The following is a 287-nucleotide window of genomic DNA, read 5'->3' as shown; positions in this document are numbered from 1 at the left end:
ATTCGCTGGTGGAGGAGCCGGAAGAACGCGTCGAAGTCGAATTCCTCCGGCGCACCGCTCTCCTCGCCGGCAATGAGCGCGCGGCGCAGCGCGGCGAGCTGGGTTTCGTGGTCCTCGAGGAGCCGGAGCCCTGCTCGGACGACCTCGCTGGCTGAACGGTAGCGCCCGGACTCGACCTCGCGAGCGAGGAAGTCGATGAAGTGTTGGTCCAAACTGATGGAGGTGTTCTGACCCATGCGGCAACGATACCAAGAATTGGTAACACCGTGGCTCCGGATTCAGCTCCG

General features: G+C 63.8%; 1 protein-coding gene. It reads right to left on the bottom strand.

All coding sequences use genetic code 11. The annotated features are described in order from the left end of the window. The coding region (locus H483_RS37035) for a type II toxin-antitoxin system ParD family antitoxin (protein ID WP_017838454.1) at positions 1 to 236 on the bottom strand (236 nt) is incomplete at its 3' end. Between the last annotated feature and the right edge of the window lie 51 nt (positions 237 to 287).

Origin of the sequence: Dietzia sp. UCD-THP (genome assembly GCF_000349585.1) — a bacterium.
GTDB classification, from domain to species: Bacteria; Actinomycetota; Actinomycetes; order Mycobacteriales; family Mycobacteriaceae; genus Dietzia; species Dietzia natronolimnaea_A.
This window is presented reverse-complemented; position numbering and strand designations above follow the sequence as displayed.